The organism is Dietzia sp. KRD202, from assembly GCF_017168155.1.
In the GTDB taxonomy this organism is placed as follows: domain Bacteria; phylum Actinomycetota; class Actinomycetes; order Mycobacteriales; family Mycobacteriaceae; genus Dietzia; species Dietzia kunjamensis.
The window spans coordinates 1-316 of record NZ_JABFAN010000033.1 but is presented as its reverse complement, the minus strand read 5'-3'; the positions used below and the strand labels follow the sequence as shown (position 1 = coordinate 316).

The 316-nt window shown below is 66.5% G+C and carries 1 rRNA gene; it reads left to right on the top strand.

Annotated features, from left to right (window positions below):
• Position 1 precedes the first annotated feature (1 nt).
• A 5S ribosomal RNA gene (rrf, locus tag J1M64_RS18410) occupies positions 2–118 on the top strand.
• Positions 119–316: the final 198 nt, after the last annotated feature.

The following is a 316-nucleotide window of genomic DNA, read 5'->3' as shown; positions in this document are numbered from 1 at the left end:
TTACGGCGGCCATAGCGGCAGGGAAACGCCCGGTCCCATTCCGAACCCGGAAGCTAAGCCTGCCAGCGCCGATGGTACTGCACTCGTGAGGGTGTGGGAGAGTAGGTCACCGCCGAACACAACTTCACACGAGAGCCCCGAATCACCCTCACCGGTGACTCGGGGCTCTCGTCATTCCACCCACAACACCCCGACCACCAGCCCGGCCCTCACCCCACCCGACCGCCGGCAGCACCCATCACCCGACGCGCCAACAACGAACCCCGCAACTGCTCCACACCCACCACCTCACCACCGGGACCCGACAACGGCACCC